General features: G+C 59.7%; 20 protein-coding genes and 1 pseudogene. 19 read left to right on the top strand and 2 right to left on the bottom strand.

The annotated features are described in order from the left end of the window. Positions 1-8: 8 nt before the first annotated feature. Both ACOOHD_RS06170 and uxaC read right to left on the bottom strand, forming a co-directional pair. Complete coding sequence (locus ACOOHD_RS06170) at positions 9-1043, bottom strand: PfkB family carbohydrate kinase (protein WP_420460699.1); 1035 nt, start codon at positions 1041-1043, stop codon at positions 9-11. Then, entirely contained in the window at positions 1040-2458 is a 1419-nt protein-coding gene (gene uxaC / locus ACOOHD_RS06165; RefSeq protein WP_420460698.1) for a glucuronate isomerase, read from the bottom strand. The genes ACOOHD_RS06170 and uxaC overlap by 4 nt, the downstream gene beginning before the upstream one ends. A gap of 286 nt (positions 2459-2744) precedes the next feature. Here uxaC and ACOOHD_RS06160 point away from each other — a divergent pair, with 286 nt between their 5' ends. The 19 genes and pseudogenes from ACOOHD_RS06160 (at position 2745) to ACOOHD_RS06070 (ending at position 20016) form a co-directional block, all read left to right on the top strand. Continuing rightward, positions 2745-3326, top strand: coding sequence for an RNA polymerase sigma factor (locus ACOOHD_RS06160; protein WP_420460697.1), 582 nt, complete (start codon positions 2745-2747; stop codon positions 3324-3326). Beyond that, complete coding sequence (locus tag ACOOHD_RS06155; RefSeq protein WP_420460696.1) at positions 3319-4593, top strand: hypothetical protein; 1275 nt, start codon at positions 3319-3321, stop codon at positions 4591-4593. Before ACOOHD_RS06160 ends, ACOOHD_RS06155 begins: the two co-directional genes overlap by 8 nt. Before the next feature lie 18 nt (positions 4594-4611). Then, a complete protein-coding gene (locus ACOOHD_RS06150) occupies positions 4612-5094 on the top strand; it encodes a DUF3291 domain-containing protein (protein WP_420460695.1) in 483 nt (160 codons plus the stop codon). A gap of 12 nt (positions 5095-5106) precedes the next feature. Then, a pseudogene (locus ACOOHD_RS06145) lies at positions 5107-5367 on the top strand (GNAT family N-acetyltransferase); the annotation flags it as partial. Between the two features lie 58 nt (positions 5368-5425). Continuing rightward, a complete protein-coding gene (locus tag ACOOHD_RS06140) occupies positions 5426-5764 on the top strand; it encodes a GNAT family N-acetyltransferase (RefSeq protein ID WP_420460694.1) in 339 nt (112 codons plus the stop codon). Positions 5765-5814: 50 nt separating this feature from the next. Then, positions 5815-6036: a hypothetical protein gene (locus tag ACOOHD_RS06135; protein WP_420460693.1), complete on the top strand. Its 222-nt coding sequence runs from the start codon at positions 5815-5817 to the stop codon at positions 6034-6036. After that, on the top strand, positions 6036-6422 hold the full coding sequence (locus ACOOHD_RS06130) for an RNA-binding S4 domain-containing protein (RefSeq protein ID WP_420460692.1): 387 nt from the start codon (positions 6036-6038) through the stop codon (positions 6420-6422). The genes ACOOHD_RS06135 and ACOOHD_RS06130 overlap by 1 nt, the downstream gene beginning before the upstream one ends. A gap of 5 nt (positions 6423-6427) precedes the next feature. Next, positions 6428-7468, top strand: a complete 1041-nt coding sequence (locus ACOOHD_RS06125; protein ID WP_420460691.1) for an NAD(P)H-dependent glycerol-3-phosphate dehydrogenase — start codon at positions 6428-6430, stop codon at positions 7466-7468. Positions 7469-7477: 9 nt separating this feature from the next. Beyond that, the gene (locus ACOOHD_RS06120; RefSeq protein ID WP_420460690.1) at positions 7478-9970 is read left to right on the top strand and encodes a YfhO family protein; all 2493 of its coding nucleotides are present in this window, start codon (positions 7478-7480) and stop codon (positions 9968-9970) included. A 2-nt stretch (positions 9971-9972) separates the two neighbouring features. Next, complete coding sequence (locus tag ACOOHD_RS06115; protein WP_420460689.1) at positions 9973-10761, top strand: hypothetical protein; 789 nt, start codon at positions 9973-9975, stop codon at positions 10759-10761. Beyond that, a complete protein-coding gene (locus ACOOHD_RS06110) occupies positions 10762-12216 on the top strand; it encodes a hypothetical protein (protein ID WP_420460688.1) in 1455 nt (484 codons plus the stop codon). Between the two features lie 81 nt (positions 12217-12297). Continuing rightward, entirely contained in the window at positions 12298-14691 is a 2394-nt protein-coding gene (locus ACOOHD_RS06105; RefSeq protein ID WP_420460687.1) for a 3-hydroxyacyl-CoA dehydrogenase/enoyl-CoA hydratase family protein, read from the top strand. A gap of 38 nt (positions 14692-14729) precedes the next feature. After that, the gene (locus ACOOHD_RS06100) at positions 14730-15029 is read left to right on the top strand and encodes a nucleotidyltransferase family protein (RefSeq protein WP_420460686.1); all 300 of its coding nucleotides are present in this window, start codon (positions 14730-14732) and stop codon (positions 15027-15029) included. A 28-nt stretch (positions 15030-15057) separates the two neighbouring features. Next, positions 15058-15450 carry a DUF86 domain-containing protein gene (locus tag ACOOHD_RS06095; protein WP_420460685.1) on the top strand — a complete coding sequence of 131 codons (393 nt, stop codon included), beginning with the start codon at positions 15058-15060 and terminating at the stop codon, positions 15448-15450. Beyond that, positions 15447-16628, top strand: a complete 1182-nt coding sequence (locus ACOOHD_RS06090; RefSeq protein WP_420460684.1) for a thiolase family protein — start codon at positions 15447-15449, stop codon at positions 16626-16628. The genes ACOOHD_RS06095 and ACOOHD_RS06090 overlap by 4 nt, the downstream gene beginning before the upstream one ends. An 8-nt stretch (positions 16629-16636) precedes the next feature. Next, a complete protein-coding gene (locus tag ACOOHD_RS06085; RefSeq protein WP_420460683.1) occupies positions 16637-17524 on the top strand; it encodes a haloalkane dehalogenase in 888 nt (295 codons plus the stop codon). Continuing rightward, positions 17517-17825 (top strand): hypothetical protein, encoded by a 309-nt coding sequence (locus ACOOHD_RS06080; RefSeq protein ID WP_420460682.1) that lies wholly within the window; start codon positions 17517-17519, stop codon positions 17823-17825. Before ACOOHD_RS06085 ends, ACOOHD_RS06080 begins: the two co-directional genes overlap by 8 nt. A 25-nt stretch (positions 17826-17850) precedes the next feature. Further along, positions 17851-18501, top strand: a complete 651-nt coding sequence (locus tag ACOOHD_RS06075; protein ID WP_420460681.1) for a MarC family NAAT transporter — start codon at positions 17851-17853, stop codon at positions 18499-18501. Between the two features lie 36 nt (positions 18502-18537). Next, the gene (locus ACOOHD_RS06070) at positions 18538-20016 is read left to right on the top strand and encodes a DUF1501 domain-containing protein (RefSeq protein WP_420460680.1); all 1479 of its coding nucleotides are present in this window, start codon (positions 18538-18540) and stop codon (positions 20014-20016) included.

The following is a 20016-nucleotide window of genomic DNA, read 5'->3' as shown; positions in this document are numbered from 1 at the left end:
TTGATAGTTTAACGACTCACGCGGCCGGAGCCGTCCCCGTCTACGAGTTTAATGACCTCATCGACCGTGACCAGGTTAGCATCGCCGTAAATGGTGTGCTTAAGGCAGGAGGCACCGACGGCGAAGTCCAGCGCGCGCTGCTTGTCATCCTTATAGGTCAGCAGCCCGTAAATCAGGGCCGACATGAAGCTATCGCCCCCGCCGACCCGGTCGACGATGTCGGTAATCTGGTAGGTCTCCGTTTCGTAGAGTTTTTTACCATCATAGAGCACGCCCGACCAGCTGTTGTGGCTGGCACTGACCGAGCCGCGCAGGGTGGTAATGGTCATTTTACAGCGCGGGAAGCGCTCCATGATCTCCTTGAGTACGGGCAGGTACTTGGTGCCGTCCATCTCGCCGCCCGCGGTGACGTCGACCTCTTCGGGGTGTAGCCCAAAGTGCTTTTCGGCATCTTCCTCGTTGCCCAGGATGATGTCGCAGCCCTCGACCAGGTCGGGCATCACGTCCTGGGGATCCTTGCCGTACTGCCACAGCTTCTTGCGGTAGTTGAGGTCGGTGGAGACGGTGACGCCCAGGCGGTTGGCGACCTGGATCGCCTCCAGGCAGGCGTCGGCAGCCCCCTGGCTCAGGGCCGGGGTGATGCCCGTCCAGTGGAACCAGTCGGCATCCCGGAGAACCTCGTCCCAGTCGACCATGCCGGGCTCGATGGTGGCCATGCCGGAATTAGCCCGGTCGTAAATGACCTTGCTGCCACGCTGTACGGCACCCATTTCCAGGAAGTAGATACCGAGCCGTTCGCCACCGCGTACGATGTGCTCCGTGTGTACCCCACGCTTACGGAGCTCCATCAGGGCGCAGTCGCCGATGTCGTTGTCGGGCAGGCGGGTCACGAAGTGGGCCTCCATGCCGAAGTTAGCCAGGGCGACGGCAACGTTGCTTTCGCCACCCCCGTAGATGACGTTGAACTCCTGCGCCTGGGAAAAACGGAGGTAGCCGGGAGGGGCTAGGCGAAGCATGATCTCTCCGAAGGTGACGATTTTCATTTAGGGAAATTGAAGTAGTTATGGGCGTTCGTGTAGCTGATGTCCTGAATCATCTTACCAATGAAGCGGCGGTCGTCCGGCACCAATCCACGCTTGATGTCATTGCCGAATATATTGCATACCAGGCGGCGAAAGTACTCGTGGCGGGGAAAAGACAGGAAGGACCGTGAGTCGGTAAGCATACCCACGAAGCGACTGATCAGCCCCATATTGGAGAGCACATTAATCTGGGCCTCCATGCCGTCGAGCTGGTCCAGGAACCACCAGCCGGAGCCGAATTGCATTTTCCCGGCCATGCTGCCGTCGTTGAAGTTACCGACCATGGTGGCCATGACCTCGTTGTCGGCCGGATTCAGGTTGTACACGACGGTTTTGGCCAGTTGGTCCGTGCGGTCGAGGGTGTCGAATAGCCGCCGCATGCCACGCGCCTGGGGAAAGTCGCCCGTACTATCCACCCCGGCATCGGAGCCCACCGCGCGCAGGATGCGGGAGCTGTTGTTGCGCAGCGCCCCAAGGTGAAACTGCTGCACCCAGCCCCGTGCGTGGTAGGCCTTGCCGAGTTCCACTAGCACCGCCGTCTGAAATACCCGGGCCTCGTGGGGCGATACGTTCTCGCCCCCCCGGCGACGGGCAAAGAGCTCGGTCAGCTCCCCCTCGGTATAGTCCACGTCGTAGAGCTGGTTGAGCCCGTGGTCGGCTACCCGCCCATCGAGGGCGTGGAAGTAGTCGATGCGCTGTGTAAGGGCCTCGAGTAGATCGGTGTAGCTGCTGATGTCCCGGCCGGTCACCTCGGCCAGCCGGTCCACGTAGTCGTTGTAGTCCGGCCGGTCGATGAACAGCGCCCTGTCCGGACGGAAGCCCGGGTATACGCGGATGCCGTAGCCCTCCTCCCGTAGCGCCCGGTGGTGCTCCAGGCTATCGGTAGGATCGTCGGTGGTGCAGACGGTGCGTACGTCCATGCCTTCCAGCAGGCCCCGTACGCGTAGTCCAGGCTCGTGCAATCGGTTGCTACACTGGTCGTAAACAGCGTCGGCGTTATCCGGACTCAGCAGCTCGTCGATGCCAAAATAGCGGTCCAGCTCCAGGTGTGACCAGTGGTAGAGCGGATTACGCAGCGTGTATGGTACGGTGGCCGCCCAGTTACGGTGCTTCTCGCGGTCGTCGGCCTCGCCCGTGATGCCCGATTCCGGGATACCGTTGGCCCGCATGGCCCGCCACTTGTAGTGGTCGCCGCGCAGCCAGATGTCGGTGAGGTTAGCAAACTGGTGGTTGGTGGCAATTTGGGCCGGCGACAGGTGGCAGTGGTAGTCGATGATGGGCATACCGGCCGCGTAGTCGTGGTACAGCTCCCGGGCGGCATCGGTCTCCAGCAGGAAGTCCGGAGCGACGATAGGGTTAGGTAGGGTAGAGGTCATTGCGCCGACAATATAGTAAACCGTACTTAGCTTCCACCTACCGGCCGCTCTTCAGACGAGTTATGCGATAATTAAAGTTACTCATCCAAAAATTTCTTTATATGGTTCATCAATTGTTCAATTTACAGGTATCCGCTAATTACCGCGATAGTCTACCAGCGCAGGGGCGGGGCCGCCGGTGCAGGCCCGGTGGTGGCAAGGCGAGCAGTGTGTCGTAGCCCAAAATCCCGCATGAAATTTTGGCTGGGGGCAACCCTCGGAGCAAGCTTCATCGTCTGAACCGCAAATGAGTACCTACTTGCCGCCCCTCCCCGCCCAGACCCCCGCCCTGCTGTGTGCTGCCCACCGGGGGGAGGAACGGGCCCAGCGCCTGCTGTACGAAGCGCACTACCCCCTGGCCCGGGCCGTAGCCCTACAGTACGCCGATGACGCGGATGCCGCCGAAGACATCGTGCAGGAAGCCTTCATTAAACTGTTCCGCGACCTGATAGCGCGGGAGTTTCGGGGAGACTTTATCGCCTACCTGCGGCGGATCGTAGTCAACACCGGCATCGATCACTACCGTGCGGGGCGGCGGCGGTTGCGCCTCTTCGACCGGCTGCGGTCTGCCCCGCCGCCGGCCACACACAATGGAGGCGAACAGCTCCTCGGCGAGCAGGACGTCTACCGCCTTCTCCAGCAGCTCACCCCCGCCTACCGGCTGGTCTTTAACCTCTACGTCATCGAGGGCTACCTACACGAGGAGATTGCCGCTAAACTGGGCATTTCAGTAGGCACCTCGAAATCCAATCTTTCCAAGGCCAAACGCCGCCTCCGTCAGCTGGCCGGCCCCTACTTCCAAGTCGAAACCGATACCCACCATGGCTAAGCTCGAAGACCTGTTCCGCCGCAGCCTGTCCGAACCGCTACCCCCCGCCACGCCGCCGCCGGGCCAGTGGGAGCGGATCCGGCAGGGGATTATAGCCCCATCCGCTCCGCTGTCCTCGTGGTGGAAGTTTGTAGCCGGGGTGATCGTGGGGATGCTGCTCGTAGGTATTGCCGGGTGGTACGTGGTGGTTGCACCTGCGCTCCGCCGCCCGGATGCTGCGCCCGTCGCGATGCCTGCCGTGGTGGAGCGTGCTGTAGTGGATACGGTGGTGCGTTGGCGGGTGGATACGGTGTACCTGACTCTACAAGCGCCGCCTGTACCTACATCTCGCGAAAGGGTTTTTGCTAATTTATCCAGTCCGTCCTTTTTAGCCGAGAAGTTCAGTCAGTTTGAGCAGCCCGTGGGCAGTGAAGAGGTGTGGCAGGATATACGCGCTCAGGCAAATTCCGCGAGTCTAATTGGCACCAGAATGCCGGATCGTGTGGTCTGGTCGCAGGACTATCGCCTTCCCGAAGCAACTCTGTACCGACAGGTCAAATTGAAGCCGGTGACTGACAAGGTGCCTGCTACACTAGGCTGGAAGGGGTTTACGCGGGTGGAGAAACCGGACCGGCCGGCCGGGCGGTGGGAGATTGTGCTGCACGTAACTCCGGAGATTTCTTCTAATATTGCCATCATAGAGTTGTACAGCGAAGATGAAAACGACATCCGGCCAGCAGTAAATGTCACTTTGGATGAAAGGAAGGCAACTCTTTATTACCAAGGAACAAATAATATCCGTCAGCCCCGCCAATTAAGACGACTGCTCACCACGCATATAAACGCGGCGCGACAATTCAGCAGCGGACTACGTGTTGCGGTAGGGCTATACTGGTATAACCACCGCTTTGGAGGACCGAGTGAGCAGGATCTTTTACCCCTACTCTTCGAAGGTGAATACTATACCTACTACAGTGGTAGGGAAGAATCCTTGCATACTACATTCAGCGGCGGATATACCTTTTTACGGAGGCACCGCTTTCAGTTCACGGTTGGTGCTCTGGCGAGGGTAAATTTTCAACGGGCTTTTTACCGGTCCACCCGCATTTTTAGTCGCGACGACCGTGAAAGCTATTTCTTCAACTATGTCGAAAACACTCAAAATGGTGAAATTTTTAGTGTCGACATCCTCCCTCAACTCACCCTCCACTACCACCTCAACGACCGCCTGAGCGTAGGCACCGAGATCGTGCCCGGACTGGGCCTGGGGGCCCGCTACAAATTCTAGGGGCTACCTTGGGGAGCCATGCAGCTCGCCCAGATCAACATCGCCCGCCTCCGCGCCCCGCTCGACGCCCCGGCGACCAAGGAGTTCAACGACTTCATCGCGCCGATCAATCAGCTGGCGGAGGAGAGCCCGGGCTTCGTGTGGCGACTGACGGGCAACTTCGGCGAAAGCTCCGCCCAGGTCAGCCACCCCTTTGGCGATGAGATGATCCTGGTGAATATGTCGGTGTGGGAAAGTATTGAAGCCCTACGGGAGTTTTCCTACAAGACGGTACACAGCTACTTCGTCCGTAGCCGCAGCAAGTGGTTCCACCGGCTGGAGCACCCGCACTTGGCGCTGTGGTGGGTGGCTGAGGGGCACCGTCCGTCGCTGGTGGAGGCAAAGGAGCGCCTCGAACTGATCGATGCCGATGGGCCTACCCAGCATGCATTTTCCCTTGCCACGACTTTTGCACCTGCGGTCCCGGCAGACCGGGAGGCAACTATTGGGCGGGAAGGATAGGTTCATCCGGTTATGCTACCCGAACAACTCACTACTGCGCGCCTACTGCTGAGTCCTCCCGTCCTGGCAGATGCTGCTACGATCATTACCCTGGCTAACGATCCGCTGATCGCGGAGATGACCCTCTCGGTGCCCTCGCCCTACGGGGAGGCGAATGCGGTGCAGTTCTTACAACTGGTCAACATGGGACGTTCAACGGGCACGGCCTTTATCTATGCAATCCGCTCGCCGACCGACCGGGCGTTTATGGGAGCCGTCGGACTGCACCTGATCGAGAAGTACGGACACGGCCTTTATCTATGCAATCCGCTCGCCGACCGACCGGGCGTTTATGGGAGCCGTCGGACTGCACCTGATCGAGAAGTACGGACACGCCGAGCTCGGGTACTGGCTCGGGAAGCCCTACCGCCGCCGGGGGTATATCTCCGAGGCGGTGGGGGCACTGATCACTGCGGGCTTTGAGCATCTTCCCGACCTAGCGCGCATTCAGGCCATTCATAAACTTGATAATGATGCCTCCGGCGGAGCATTACTGGCCAACGGATTGACCCGCGAGGCCACCCTCGATGACTACGTAATCAAGGACGGCATGTCACAAACCGTCGTATCCTACCGCATCTTACGCCGTGAATGGGCGGCCGGACGTACGCAGGATGCGGATAAAAAATAGTATTCCAACAATTTGTATATAATTTGGACGACCGCTACCTTGCAACCATTATGACGATCAAACTACTTAGCTGCGACGCTATGCGTCCTGACAAACGCGCCATATCCCGCACCATTGAAGACATTGCCGACGACGTGGATAGCAACCTCGCCACCGAATACACCGATATTCTGCTGGCCGGCTCGCCCGTTGAGATCGAGGTGTCGTTTAACGAAAGCTCCGCCTACCGGGCCCTGCGTAAGCTCGACATCGACTACGAACTCGTCGAGTGATGGACAAGGTCCGTATCGATAAATGGCTCTGGGCCGTGCGTATTTTCAAAAGCCGCACGCTAGCTACTGACGTAGTCAAAAAGGGCAAGGTGCGCCTCAACGGCGAGCCCGTCAAACCAAGTAGTAACATCACCGTCGGTGACCGCCTCACCGTGCCCAAGGAAGGATTCAACCTCGACCTTGAAGTAGTCAAATTGCTCAACAAACGCGTCGGTGCCCCCCTGGCCGTCACCGCCTACGTCGACCACACCACCGAGGAGGAGATGAATAAATTCAAGGATTGGTTCGTCGGCAAGGCCAAGGGCGAGCACCGCGAGAAGGGGCTGGGTCGGCCTACGAAGCGGGAGCGGCGGGATTTAGAAGGGTTTAAGGGGGGTGAGGAGTGAAACCCTTGTCCACCGCAGAACCCGTCGGCGTCATCGGAGCCGGCACCTTCGGCACCGCCATGGCCAACCTGCTGGCCTATAATACGGACGTGCTGGTGTACAGCCGCAACGCCGAGCTGGCCGAGCGACTGAACCGCGACCGCTTTCGCTTCGGGGTGCCGCTGCACGATCGGGTGACGGTGGTGCACGACTTTGCGCAGGTGGCCGAGCGGTGTCAACTGATCTTCCCCATCGTACCCTCGAATAACTTTCGGGAGATGATGCGCAGCATCACCGATGAACTGCGGCCGAGTCACGTGCTTATCCACGGTACGAAGGGACTCGACATCACCGGCATCGACGAGGCGCAAATTCCGCAGAAGGGCATCGAGCGCAAAAACGTGCATACGATGACCGACGTGATCCGTCAGGAAAGCGTGGTGGTGCGGGTAGGGGCGCTGACCGGTCCGAACCTGGCGCGGGAGCTACTGGACGGGCAGCCCTCGGCCTCCGTCATCGCCAGTAAGTTCGACGAGGTGATCGACCGGGCCAAATTGGTGCTGAAGTCGAGCCAGTTGCACGTCTTCGGCACCCACGACCTGCTGGGAGCGGAGTTGGCGGGGGTACTAAAGAACGTGATCGCGCTGGGTTCCGGCATCCTCAAGGGGGTGGGGCTAGGTAAGAACATCCAGGCCATGCTGGTGACCCGGGGGCTAGTGGAAATGGTGCATTTCGGGCAGGCACTAGGGAGCGACAAGCGGGCGTTCTTCGGTACGGCCGGCATCGGTGACCTCATCGCCACGGCCACCTCGAAGAAAAGTCGCAACTATATGTTCGGCTACCGGATCGGTTCCGGGGAAAGCCTGGAGGAGGTCACCGCGACCAGTCCGGAGCTGGCCGAGGGGGTGCGTACGCTGATGATTACCCGCCATCTGGCCCGGAGCATGCGCCTGCGGGTGCCGATCACGGAGATGCTCTACCAGATCGTCTTCGAGCAGTACCCGGTAGAAGAGGCGATGAACTACCTGATCACCTATCCGTACGAGGTCGACGTCGATTTCCTGTAAGTTCGCCCCATGAAGTTGAAGACCTTTCTCCCGCATCTCCTGGCCGTCGGTCTCTTCCTGCTCACGGTGATCGTGCTGTTCCTGCCCCAGTTTCAGGGCAAGAGCCTGCAGCAAGGTGATATCGTCCAGTACCGGGGGGCTAGTGCGGAGATGAAGCAATACGCCGAAGAGACTGGCGAGCGGACCAACTGGACCAACGGGATGTTCGGCGGCATGCCCACCTACCAGATCTCTGCGGTGGGCACCGGCAATCAACTGACCATCGCGCGTCGGGCCTTTTTTGGCTTCATGGGTGGTCCGGCCGGCTACGTCTTCTGCGGCATGCTCACCTTTTACCTGATGATGGTGCTGCTGGGCGTGAGCCCCTGGCTGGCAATCGCCGGGGCCGTTACGGCGGGGATCGCTACCAACAATATTGTGCTGTACGGGGCCGGTCACGTCAGTAAGCTGGGGGTGATTATGTTCCTGCCGCTCATTGCCGCCGGCGTGGTGTTGGCCTTCCGGGCTCGCTACCTGGTGGGCGGGGCGGTCTTTGCTCTGGGGATGGGACTGGCCATCCTGGCGAACCACCCGCAGATGCTCTATTACTTCGGCCTCACCCTGCCCCTGCTCGGTATTGCGGAACTGGTACGTCACGCCCGGGCGGGCACGCTACCGGTATTCGCTAAGGCGATGGGCGCGCTGCTCGTCGGGCTGGGACTGGCACTGGGGGCCGGGGCCAGTAACCTGCTGACTACTACTGAATACCTACCGCAGTCGATCCGCGGCGGGGCCATCCTGACCGGCCAGCAGGCCGAGCAGACGCTCGACGAGGGCACCCGCGAGGGAGGTCTTGATTGGGACTACGCCATGCAGTGGAGCAATGGCTTCAAGGATATGCTGGCTACCTACGCTCCGCTGGCTGCCGGGGGGGGAAGCGGACAGCAACTTAGTAGTAGTACGGCCTTCGGGAAGGCAATGACCCGGGCCGGATTCCGGGTCCCGGCCGAGTTTCCCGCACCGCTCTACCACGGCAGTCTACCCTTTACGGAGGGGCCGATCTACCTGGGGGCGGTGGTCTTTGCGCTTTTTATATTCGGACTCTTCGCGGCCTTCACACCGGCCCGTATCTGGCTGGGCGGTGGCACCCTGCTGATCTTCGTGCTTAGCCTCGGCAAGAACGCGGAGTTCATCAATCGGCCGCTCTTCGAGCTGCTGCCGCTGTTGAACAACTTTCGTACCCCGAACTCGGCGCTCAGCATCGCCACCTTTTTGATGATGGCCCTGGGTATTCTGGGGGTGTACCGCTGGCTGGCGCTACGGGCTATCGATCCTATTTCGGCCGGTAAGCAACTTAAGTATGCCGGTCTGGTCAGTGCTGGACTAGGCTTACTCGTCGTCCTGCTGGGCCTTGGAATCGACTTCAACGCCCCGCAGGATGCTACCCAACTCGCCCGCTTCACCGGCGGGCAGGGAGATACCAGTGCCCTGGTCAGCGCCCTGGTCGCCACCCGCTCGGAGGTCTACTTCGACGATGCCTTTCGTAGTCTGCTCTTCGTGGGCCTCACGTTCGGGGCGCTCTACCTACTCTGGAAGGGCACTATCTCCGTACTCCTTGCCGCTGCCGCCCTCACCGTTCTGGGCTTTGCGGACTTTGCCGGCATCAACGGCCGCTACCTGAGTCGTGACGACTGGAAGCCTACTCGGGTGGTCAACAACACGGTGCAGCCCAGTCCCGCCGACCAGCAGATCCTACAGGACCCCGATCCCAACTACCGGGTGCTGAACCTCTCCCGCGCCCTCGATCAGGACGCCCTCACCAGCTACTTCCACAAGAGTATCGGCGGCTACTCGGCGGTCAAGCTGCGCCGTTACCAGGACCTCATCGACGGCTACCTCGCCCAGCGCGACATCGACGTGCTGAGCATGCTGAATACCAAGTACTTCCTCGTACCGGGCGAGGATGGTACCCTCACCGCCCAGTCCAACCCCCAGGCCTTCGGGAACGCCTGGCTGGTTAACGACATCGAGCTCGTAAATGGCCCCAACGAGGAGTTTGCTGCCCTGGGTACCGTCCCCGACCTCAAGGGCACGGCCATCATCGGATCCGACTTCGCTCCCGCCGTAGCCGGCCTCAACCCCAGCGGACAGGGTAGCGTCGCGCTCACCTCCTACGCCCCCAATGCCCTCAGCTACCGCTTCAGCTCCCCCAGCGAGCAGCTGGTCGTATTTTCTGAGATATGGTACGGCCCCGAGCTGGGCTGGGAGGCCACCATCGACGGCGAGCCGGCCGAGCTGCTCCGGGCCAACTATGCCCTGCGGGCCCTGCGCGTACCGGCCGGCGAGCACACCATCAGCATGACCTTCGCACCGCGCAGTTACGCGCTGGGTAGTACCATATCGCTGATCTGTAGCGTTCTGATCTTACTCGCTGTCGTTGCCGCCCTCCTCTATCCTTATATTAACAAGGGGCAAGGGCGGGCCCCCGATAGCTATCGGGATGCAACCCCCGTGAACGCTTAAGTATGAAGCTCGCTCCCCTGAACCCCTCCTTGTGCGCTAGTTTGCTCCTGCTGTGCCTGGCCGGCTCCTGTAAGGAGGAAGTATTTACGCCTGAAGCGCGTCCACTGCTCGAGCAGTATTTTCCGCTGGAGTTAAATCGTCCGGCCTACTACCAAGTAGATAGCGTGGTGCTCCGGGCCGTAGTGGGTGGCATTACGTACGACAGTAGCCGCAGCGAGGTTCGCGAGACCTTGGTAGAAACCTTCACCGCCGCTGACGGTACCACCGTATACCGTGGCGAGCGCTGGGTACGACGCGATGACACCCAGCCCTTCCGGTTCGAGCAGACCTTCACCGTGAGCCGCGATGCACGTGCCGCCACCCGCAGTGAGGGCAATTTGACGTTCACCAAACTTACCGCGCCGATCCGGGAAGGCAGTAGCTGGGATGGTAACGCGGCCTTTGATGAGAGGCGATCGGTGCGCGTGGGCGGTGAATTCCTCGACGTCTACCAGGGCTGGGAGTACCGGTACACTGATTTAGATGGACTGGATACGCTTAAGGCAGGTACTGAACTCGATAGTGTGGTGACCGTCACTCAGGCGGAAATCCTTGACCTTTTAATTGACCTACGAGTAGCCTACGAGCGCTACGCTCCAGGGCTAGGTCTGGTGGAACGGTTTGTTGACGCGCGGCATACGCAGTGCATATCGTGCTGCAACAGAAATACGGAAGCCTGTAGTCCCCTTCCCTGGGATGAGAAGGCCGAAAAGGGTTATATTATCCGGGAGGAGCTGATCCGCCGCGACTAAATGCCCGCGGATACGCCGGACCGACGGGGCCGCCTGGCCTATAATTTAGGTGGACTGGCCATGCTGGCACTACTGATTGGTGCGGCGGTATGCTGGCGGGAGCGCATTCTATTTACCGATCCCAGCTTCATCCTCTTCCGCATGCTACTGGAGGGGCAGCCTATCATCTCCGAGCACCGCTACGGGGCGGTGGTGACGCAGGTGTTTCCCCTCATAGGTTTTCGACTGGGCCTACCGCTGGCTATGGTCTGCTGGTTTTACTCCGTCAGTTTCTACGTTTTCCATACCGCGATCTACCTGGTACTCGGTCTACGCTGGCGACAGTATGGGCTAGCGCTGCTGCTGCCCCTTTACCTGACGCTGATCGTGTCCGACGTCTACTTCTGGCCGAATAACGAGATCCACCAGGCGGTAGGGTGGGGGCTGCTCTTTGTCGGCTGTTATCTGCACCTGCGGCCCCGCCCCCTGGGTGTGTGGCAGCATGTCGTACTGCTGGTGTTACTGCTGATCACTACCAATACACACCCGCTGGTGGCTGCCCCGCTCACCTTCGTGTGGGTGACCTTCGTGTGGGCACGGAGCGGGGGGTGGAGGGGACTGCTGCCGAGAGATGGACTATATACCCTAGCGATCGGGTTGGGTATCGGACTGCGGTACTACCTGAGCCACGAGAGCTGGTACGATGGGTATAAGCTCCAGGGGGTGCGGGCACTGGACTGGTCGGCGGTAACGGCGAGTTTTCAATCCGGGCAGTTGCGGACGATGCTGGGTTATGCGGAGCTGTACTGGCCGCTGGCGGTTGTGGCGTTGGTAGGCTGCTATGCAGCGATCCGGTCGCGGGCTTACGGGGTACTGCTCCTGACCATGCTGGCGGGGGTGGTCTACACCGTGCTGGTCTGCGTGACCTACCCCGGTGGTTTTGGGCGTGTACAGCTTTACTACTTTGAGAGTGAGTGGATGGGACTGGGGCTGATCCTGGCCGTACCCTTTATACTATATGGGCTACCAAAGCTTCCCCGGTACGTGATGGTAGCCGTTTTACTGATCAGTTTCGGGGCGCGGACGCGGGTGCTGGCGGATAGTTACGCCTACTACCACCAACGGGTAAACAATTTAGGGATAGTGACCGAGACCTTGCGCGAGGCGGGTATGCCCAAGGTGATCAGCTACCCGGCCACCGACTGGCAAGCCTACTTCGGCATCACCTGGGGGCTGCCACTGGAAACCCTATGGGCGAGCGCGCTTGCCGACCCGGCTGCAATCAGCCTGAAGGTGGTGGATACCGAGGGGGAGGTAGCTACGGCGGTGACGGACTTCCGCTCTAACTTTAAACGGCTGCGGATCAGCGAGATGCCCACCGAATACTTCGGGGTGGATACGACGGGCGGATACCGGCTGCTGACCACTGAGGAAAGTGAGACGCTACGCGAACTGCTGCAACCGCTGCCGGATTAAACGGCTTAGTGGGGGCAGCTTTTGTCCGCCAAGGTGCTTTTACCTATCTTCGCCAGCGAATTTTCGCTAAAAGATCATGCTATGACCCCCTCCCGTCACATTCGCCGCGTTGCCGTCCTTGGCTCTGGAGTAATGGGCTCCGGTATTGCTTGCCACTTCGCCAACGTAGGGCTTGACGTCCTGATGCTCGATATTCTGCCCCGTGATATGGATGCCAAGGAAACCAAGCCCGCCGTCAGGAACTCCGTGGCGACTAAGGCGCTACAAGCAGCCATCAAGTCCAAACCGGCGCCGCTCTATAAGAAGGACTTTGCCGCCCGCATCACGGTGGGCAACTTCACCGACGATATGGACAAGCTCGGGGACTACGACTGGATCATCGAGGTGGTCGTGGAGCGGCTCGACATCAAGCAGAAGGTACTCAAGCAGGTTGACGCGGTACGGCGTAAGGGAAGTCTGGTGACGACCAATACCTCCGGTATCCCAATTCGCATGATCCAGGAGGGGATGAGTGAGGACTTTCGGCAGCACTTCTGCGGTACCCACTTCTTTAATCCAGCGCGTTATTTGCGGCTGTTTGAGATCATCCCGGGGCCGGATACAAAGCAAGAGGTGATCGACTTCTTCATGCACTACGGTGACCTTTACCTCGGTAAGACCACCGTACTGGCCAAGGACACCCCCGCCTTCATCGGCAACCGCATCGGGGTGTACAGCATGGCCAAGATCTACAGTCTGACCGACGAGCTGGGCCTTGCCATCGACACCGTCGACCGCCTGACCGGTCCGGCACTGGGACGTCCCAAGACGGGCACCTTCCGCCTGGGCGACCTGGTGGGCCACGACACGGCCGCCCACGTCATGACCGGCATCCGCGAGAACGCCCCGGACGATGAGGCCGCTGCGGTAATGCAAATCCCCGCCTACTACGAGTTCCTGATCGACAAAAACTACCTCGGTAACAAAACCGGGCAGGGCTTCTACAAAAAGGTGCTCGATGTGGAGGGCAACCGCCAAATTCTGGGCCTGAATCTGAAAACCCTCGAATACGAACCCAGTCAGCGCGCCGACCTCAAAAGCCTCAAAACCGCCAAGCAGGTCGACGATCCGAAGCGGCGCGTACAGGCTTTATTCAAAGAGGACGACAAGGGGGGCGAGCTCATCCGCCGCAGCCTGGCTGGCCTATTTGCCTATTCGGCTAACCGTATCCCCGAGATCAGCGATAACCTCTACAGCATCGACGATGCCATGCGCGCCGGCTACGCCTGGAAGATGGGCCCCTTCGGGTACTGGGATGCTGTAGGGCTGCAGACCGGCATCGAGGCCGCCGAGGCCGACGGCAACTCCATCCCCGACTGGGTGCGCGAGATGCAGGCAGCCGGCCACGAGTCATTCTACAAGCGCGAGGATGGGAAGCTGAAGTACTACGATATCCAATCGAAGTCCTACAAGGTCAAGCCCGGCACCGAGCAGTTCATCATTCTGAACAACCTGCGCGATAACGCCCCGGTATACCAGAACAGTGAGGTAACCCTACACGACATTGGTGATGGGGTGGCCTGCCTGGAGTTCACCAGTGCCTACAACAGCATCGGCGAGGGCGTACTGCGTGGCTACCAGGAAGCCATCACGAAGCTCGAAGAGGAGGGTTGGCGCGGCATGGTGCTCGGCAACAACGCCGACAACTTCAGCGTCGGCGCTAACCTGATGATGATTGCCCAACTGGCCTACCAGCAGGAGTTCGAGGAGCTCAATATGGCCGTCAACCTGTTCCAGCAGAGTGTGATGCGGCTACGCTATTCTTCGATCCCGGTGATCGCCGCCACCCAGGGCTACGTCTTTGGTGGAGGCTGCGAGAGCCTCATGCACTGCGACGGGGGCGCGGTGGCCGCCGAGAGCTACATCGGATTGGTGGAGGCCGGCATCGGGGTGATTCCCGCCGGGGCAGGTACCAAGGAGTTTGCGTTACGCGCGAGCGATAGCTTCTTCGAGGGTGACGTGATGATTCCCACCCTGATCGAGCGCTTTAAGGCCATCGCCATGGCCAGCGTATCTACGAGCGCTCACGAGGCCTACGGGCTTGGCTACCTGATCGAGGGACGCGACAAGGTGGTGGTCAATAAGGACCGCAACATCGCCGAGGCTAAACGCATGGTGCTCGATCTGGCCGATGACGGCTACACCATGCCGCGCCGCCGTGATGACATCACCGTGCTCGGTCGCGGAGGTCTGGCAGCACTCTACGCCGCGGCTAATGAGCTTAAGCGCGGTCATTTCGCCAGCGCGCACGACATTAAAATTGCCCATAAGGTAGCCTGGGTGCTCTGCGGCGGTGACCTCACGGGTACCCAACAGGTGAGCGAGCAGTATCTACTGGATATCGAGCGGGAGGCTTTCCTCAGTTTGTGTGGGGAGCAGAAGACGCTGGAGCGGATACAGCACATGCTACAAACGAATAAGCCGCTGCGTAACTAAATAATACTGGCGGCTGTTGTTTTGTAAAATTATCTGCTGTGAATGCCACTGAAATACTCACGTTACTAAGGGAAAAGCAACCCGATATTACCGAGCGTTTCAAGGCTCGTATTGTAGGCATCTTCGGTAGTTATGCCCGTAATGAGCAGCGTCCGGAAAGCGATCTGGATGTGCTGTACGAACCCATGCCAAATGCGCTATTTGGTCTTACGGAGCTTAACGATCTAGACGAGTATCTACAGCAGTTAGTTCAAATTACGAAAGTGGATCTCGTGAGTCGGAAATACGTCAATCCCGTCATCGAACTGGAAATTCAAGACGATATTCAGTATGTATGAGTCCGCTAATCTGGCTTCGCTGCTCACTATGCTAGAGGCAATCGAGAAGCTATACATCTACAGCGATGGTTTTGAAACCAACGAAGAACTCTATCAGGGCAACGACCAAATGAACTACAACGCCTGCGTGACCCTGCTTATGGTCATTGGAGAAGAATGCCGTAAGTTATCGGAGAATGTAAAGGCTGACTTCCCTACCATACCATGGCGCAACATCACCGCGATGCGCAATCGCATTGCTTATGATTACCGGGGGCTGGATCCCATCGTTCCCTTCACCGTGATCAAAACTAATCTTGACCCTCTCAAAGAAGTGCTAATTGAGGTAGTACAACGTACTGATTATCCCGAAGAAAAGCTCCGGAAAATACTGGATACCAAGTACTATCGACACATCCGCTATTTAATTCCATCGACATGACTTCCTCCCAAGACGCATACATCATCACCGGCCTACGCTCCGCCGTCGGTAAAGCCGGCCGCGGCGGATTCAAAAATTTCCGCTCCGACGACCTCGCCGTGCGCGTCATCAAAGCCCTGTTCGAGCGCAACCCGGACATCGACCCCGCCACCGTCGATGACGTCCTCGTAGGCTGTGCCAACCCCGAGGGCGAACAGGGGCTACAGGTAGGTCGCCAGATCAGCCTACGGGCACTCGGCAAGTCCGTACCCGGCGTGACCGTGAATCGTTACTGCGCCAGCGGCCTAGAAACCATCTCGATGGCCGTAGCTAAGATCAAGGCCGGTATGGGACACTGCTACGTAGCCGGTGGGGCCGAGAGTATGAGCCACATCCCCATGACGGGTTACAAGCTAGCGCCTAGCTACGAGGTGGCCAGTAACACGCCGGACTACGTCGTCAGCATGGGCATCACGGCCGAGGCCGTAGCCAAGAAATACGAGGTCACCCGCGAAGAAGCCGACGCATTTGCCGTACGCAGCCACGAGCGGGCCGCCGCCGCCATCGACGGCGGTCGCTTTGCGGATCAGATCGTGCCCATCGAGGTGGAGGAAGTATTCGTCAAGGACGGCAAGCGGCAGACTAGCTCCCACACCGTAGCGGTCGACGAGGGTGTGCGCCGTGGCACCAATATGGAGGCGCTGGGTAAGCTGCGCGCTGTCTTCCAGCAGGACGGAGTCGTCACTGCCGGCAACTCCAGTCAGACCAGCGACGGGGTAGCCTTCGTCATCGTCATGAGCGGGGAGTTGGTCAAGCAATTAAATCTGGAGCCCCTAGCTCGCCTCGTAAGCTGTGCCGTTGGCGGCGTCGATCCGCTTTACATGGGTATTGGTCCCTGTGTAGCCATCCCTAAAGCACTCAAGCAAGCCGGCCTACAGCTTAGTGACATCCAACTCGTGGAGCTCAACGAAGCCTTCGCCACCCAGTCCCTGGCGGTCATCAAGGAGGTCGGGCTAGACCCCGAGATCATCAACGTCAACGGCGGGGCCATTGCCCTCGGTCACCCCCTGGGCTGCACCGGTGCCAAGCTTTCCATCCAGTTGCTCGACGAGATGAAGCAGCGCGACCTCAAGTACGGCATGGTCACCGCCTGCGTGGGCGGCGGACAGGGCATCGCCGGTATTTACGAGCGGCTGTAGCCCCACCCATGGACGCCCTCCGCACCCCCGACGAACGCTTTGCCGATCTGCCCGACTTTCCCTTTGCTCCGAATTACTGGGAAGTAGGGGAGGGGCTGCGGATGCACTACCTCGACGAGGGGCCGTCGGAGGGCCGCGTAGTGCTGCTGCTACACGGGGAGCCCAGTTGGTGCTTTCTGTACCGGCACATGATTCCACCCCTTACGGAGGCCGGTTTTCGCTGCATCGCACCGGACCTGATCGGCTTCGGCCGCTCCGACAAGCCCCGCCGGCGGGAGGACTACACTTACGCCCGTCACCTGGAGTGGCTCACGGAGTTGGTCCATGCGTTGGAACTACGTGACATCAACCTATTCTGTCAGGACTGGGGTGGGTTACTCGGCCTACGTATGGTTGCCGCCGAGCCTGACCGCTTTGCTACTGTCACCGCTTCCAATACCTTCTTACCAACCGGCGAGGAGACTCCCTCGGAGGTGTTCCAGCAGTGGAAGCAGTTTGCCGAGACGGCCGAGGAGTTTCCCATTGGCGGGGTCATACAACTCGGTACCTACAGTGAGTTAAGTGATAGGGTAGTAGCTGCCTACGATGCCCCCTTCCCCGACGAGACCTATAAGGCCGGAGCACGAGTCTTTCCCAGCCTCGTGCCCTCCTCACCCGATGATGCGGAAGGACTACACAACCGCCGCGCCTGGCGTACCCTGGAGCAGTTCGAGCGGCCCTTCTTAACACTGTTTGGGACCAAGGACCCCATCACCCGCGGCGGGGATACGGTGATGCAACAACGTATCGTCGGAGCAAAGGGGCACCCCCACACGCGTATTGAGGGCGGCGGCCACTTCATCCAGGAAGAGAAGGGGGAAGAACTCGCCCGGCACCTAATTGCATTTCTTGGCTGAACTCGAAGCACTCAAGGATCAGCTCCGGCACCAGGCCAACCATACCTTCCCCGCAGTAGCCCGCCGCGAAGGCTATCCCATCGTCATGAACCACTGCTTCCTGCGCGTGGTGTACGACAACTTATTCGGCCAAAAGTGGCAGGAGGTGCTGGGGACCAAAAAGCCGGCCATCCACCAGCTCGACGAAACGCAATTGCGCCGGGCCATTGCCCTGGGCAACGAAGTCATCGCCGACCGCGAGACTTGCGAAATCATGAACGAGCGAAGCCTAGCCTGGCGCGGGAAGTCTCGCTCAACCTAGTGGCTGCACCCGCGTTCCCCGCCCTATGCTTGCCTTCTTCTTTGCCACTCTGGGCTCCCTGTTTTCGGTCGTCAACCCCCTTGGCGCGGTACCCATGTACCTGACACTCACCAATGATTACACTGCCCGCGAACGCGCCGCCACCGCCCGCCGTACCTCGCTATACTTCATGCTCATTTTGGTGGTCTTCTTCTTCGCCGGTACCCTCATCCTGAATTTCTTCGGCATCTCGCTCAACGCCCTACGTATTGCCGGCGGACTCATCATCGTCAACAGTGGCTACGGACTGCTCAACTCCAAGTTCGAGCGCCGCCGCATGACCAGCAAGATGGAACAGGAGGCCCAGCAGAAGGACGACATTAGCTTCACGCCCATGGCCATGCCGATGCTTTCCGGTCCGGGCAGTATTTCACTCCTCATCGGGTACTCGGCGGCGAACCTGGGCTGGCAGAATAGCCTGCTCATCATAGGCGTGGTGGCCGTCATGGCCCTACTCATCTTCGTCATCCTGCACTACGCGCCCCTCCTTTTTCGTCTTCTGGGCCGTGCCGGGCTCTCTGCCCTCAGCCGCATCATGGGCTTTCTGGTCATGGCCATCGGTATTCAACTGCTGATCTACGGACTGGTCAGTCTCATCGGCGACATTTGGCCACAGGTAGAACTGATGCGTAAGTAAAACTGTATCTTACAGTGGATTACGCCCCCGACGCCCATGCACTGTAACAATTACGAAAACCTCCACAGCCGCCGCGATTTTTTATCCAAGTTCGGGCTCGGTCTAGGCGCACTTAGCCTGGCCGGTCTGATCAATCCGTTGCAGGCAGGCAGGGGGGCGGGGCCGCAGGTACAAGGCTTAGGAGGCGGCTCTGCGCTCGCCAGTGGCCCCAGTATCTTCCACGGCGGTCCCCGACGCGCCAAGCGGGTCATTTACCTTTTCCAGTCCGGGGCCCCCTCCCAGCAGGACCTTTTTGAGGATAAGCCCATGCTGCGCCAGATGAACGGTCAGGAGCTTCCCCCCTCGGTGCGGCAGGGGCAGCGGCTCACGGGCATGTCGGGCGGGCAGGGGAGCTTCCCGCTGGCGGGTTCGGTATTCGATTTCCAGCAGTACGGGGAGTGTGGCATGACGCTCAGCGACCGCATGCCGTACACCGCTCAGATCGTCGACGATATTTGCTGGGTGCGCTCCATGCACACCGATGCGATCAATCACGACCCGGCCACGATGTTCATTCAGACGGGCAGCCAGTTTCCGGGCCGGCCCAGCATGGGTAGTTGGGTGAGCTACGGTCTGGGGTCTGAAAATGAGAACCTGCCCTCCTTCGTGGTCCTCACGAGCGAGGGGCACGGAGGCAGTCAGCCACTGTACGCCCGGGCCTGGGGGGCGGGCTTTTTGGAGAGTCAGCACCAGGGCGTGCAGTTTCGTTCCGGTGCCGACCCGGTCTTGTACCTGAGTAATCCGAGTGGAATCACCCGCGGGGCACGGCGTAGTCAGCTCGATCACCTCCGGGAGTTGCAGGAGCTACAACTCGAGAAAAGTAAGGACCCGGAGATTGAGGCCCGTATTGCCCAGTATGAAATGGCATTTCGCATGCAGACCTCGGTGCCCGAACTGATGGACATCGAGGGAGAGCCCGAGTATATCTACGAGATGTACGGCGAGCAGAGCAGAGTGCCCGGTACCTACGCGGCCAACTGCCTGCTGGCCCGCCGGCTTGCCGAGAAGGACGTCCGTTTCATCCAACTCTACCACCGGGGCTGGGATGCTCACAGCAATGCCCCCGGTATCGTGACCACCCAGGCCAAGAGTACGGACCAGGCCACGGCCGCCCTCATTACGGACCTCAAACAGCGAGGACTGCTCGAAGATACCCTGGTGGTGTGGGGCGGAGAATTCGGGCGCACCGCCTACAGCCAGGGCCGCCTGACTGCCACTAATTACGGGCGCGATCACCACCCCCGGTGCTACACCATCTTTATGGCGGGGGGCGGCACCAAAGCCGGACTGATCTACGGCAAGACGGATGAATTCAGTTACAACATCACCGAGAATCCGGTACACATCCACGATTTTCAGGCTACGCTACTGCACCTACTGGGTATCAACCACGAGGCCTTCACCTTTAAGCACCAGGGGCGGCGCTACCGGCTGACCGACGTACACGGTGAGGTGAAGCACGATCTAATCGCTTAG

This window comes from Neolewinella sp. (assembly GCF_965214665.1).
Classification (GTDB): domain Bacteria; phylum Bacteroidota; class Bacteroidia; order Chitinophagales; family Saprospiraceae; genus Neolewinella.
The sequence above is the reverse complement of the archived record's forward strand: the minus strand, read 5'-3'. Positions and strand labels throughout refer to the sequence as shown.

Excerpts from the sequence above, each read along its gene's own strand:
- ACOOHD_RS06170 (WP_420460699.1), bottom strand. The coding sequence starts at position 1,043 with ATGAAAATCGTCACCTTCGGAGAGATCATGCTTCGCCTAGCCCCTCCC.
- uxaC (WP_420460698.1), bottom strand. The coding sequence starts at position 2,458 with ATGACCTCTACCCTACCTAACCCTATCGTCGCTCCGGACTTCCTGCTG.
- ACOOHD_RS06160 (WP_420460697.1), top strand. The coding sequence starts at position 2,745 with ATGAGTACCTACTTGCCGCCCCTCCCCGCCCAGACCCCCGCCCTGCTG.
- ACOOHD_RS06155 (WP_420460696.1), top strand. The coding sequence starts at position 3,319 with ATGGCTAAGCTCGAAGACCTGTTCCGCCGCAGCCTGTCCGAACCGCTA.
- ACOOHD_RS06150 (WP_420460695.1), top strand. The coding sequence starts at position 4,612 with ATGCAGCTCGCCCAGATCAACATCGCCCGCCTCCGCGCCCCGCTCGAC.
- ACOOHD_RS06140 (WP_420460694.1), top strand. The coding sequence starts at position 5,426 with ATGGGAGCCGTCGGACTGCACCTGATCGAGAAGTACGGACACGCCGAG.
- ACOOHD_RS06135 (WP_420460693.1), top strand. The coding sequence starts at position 5,815 with ATGACGATCAAACTACTTAGCTGCGACGCTATGCGTCCTGACAAACGC.
- ACOOHD_RS06130 (WP_420460692.1), top strand. The coding sequence starts at position 6,036 with ATGGACAAGGTCCGTATCGATAAATGGCTCTGGGCCGTGCGTATTTTC.
- ACOOHD_RS06120 (WP_420460690.1), top strand. The coding sequence starts at position 7,478 with ATGAAGTTGAAGACCTTTCTCCCGCATCTCCTGGCCGTCGGTCTCTTC.
- ACOOHD_RS06115 (WP_420460689.1), top strand. The coding sequence starts at position 9,973 with ATGAAGCTCGCTCCCCTGAACCCCTCCTTGTGCGCTAGTTTGCTCCTG.
- ACOOHD_RS06110 (WP_420460688.1), top strand. The coding sequence starts at position 10,762 with ATGCCCGCGGATACGCCGGACCGACGGGGCCGCCTGGCCTATAATTTA.
- ACOOHD_RS06105 (WP_420460687.1), top strand. The coding sequence starts at position 12,298 with ATGACCCCCTCCCGTCACATTCGCCGCGTTGCCGTCCTTGGCTCTGGA.
- ACOOHD_RS06095 (WP_420460685.1), top strand. The coding sequence starts at position 15,058 with ATGCTAGAGGCAATCGAGAAGCTATACATCTACAGCGATGGTTTTGAA.
- ACOOHD_RS06090 (WP_420460684.1), top strand. The coding sequence starts at position 15,447 with ATGACTTCCTCCCAAGACGCATACATCATCACCGGCCTACGCTCCGCC.
- ACOOHD_RS06085 (WP_420460683.1), top strand. The coding sequence starts at position 16,637 with ATGGACGCCCTCCGCACCCCCGACGAACGCTTTGCCGATCTGCCCGAC.
- ACOOHD_RS06075 (WP_420460681.1), top strand. The coding sequence starts at position 17,851 with ATGCTTGCCTTCTTCTTTGCCACTCTGGGCTCCCTGTTTTCGGTCGTC.
- ACOOHD_RS06070 (WP_420460680.1), top strand. The coding sequence starts at position 18,538 with ATGCACTGTAACAATTACGAAAACCTCCACAGCCGCCGCGATTTTTTA.